This is a genomic window from Pseudomonas sp. PS01297 (genome assembly GCF_029959305.1).
Lineage (GTDB): Bacteria > Pseudomonadota > Gammaproteobacteria > Pseudomonadales > Pseudomonadaceae > Aquipseudomonas > Aquipseudomonas helleri.
Genome location: NZ_JASCPQ010000230.1, coordinates 1 through 264 on the forward strand (window position 1 = coordinate 1; position 264 = coordinate 264).

Here is a 264-nt window from a genome sequence, read left to right on the forward strand (position 1 = left end):
GTGAAACATTTAAAGTTAACCTGGAAGAGACGCCCGAAGGTATTGGGAAATTTATTCCAGAGAAGAAGATCGACTCGTTTCATTTTTATATTTTGGACGACAAGCACTATCGCATCGAGCATAAGTCCGGGCTCATCGAAATCCTTGAGGTCGGCCAAGGCGGATTGGCCATGCCGGTGCAAATGCTTTCACCTCAGGGCCATAGCGTGACGTTACAGTACACGCCCTTCTTTACTGAGCCGCTGCTTAGCAGCATAAAAAATG

1 protein-coding gene is annotated in these 264 nt (G+C 47.0%); it reads left to right on the forward strand.

The genetic code is table 11. The features are described from left to right. Nucleotides 1–264, forward strand: a 264-nt coding sequence (locus QMX84_RS26415) for a hypothetical protein (RefSeq protein ID WP_282365161.1), incomplete at both ends; no start/stop codon positions are given.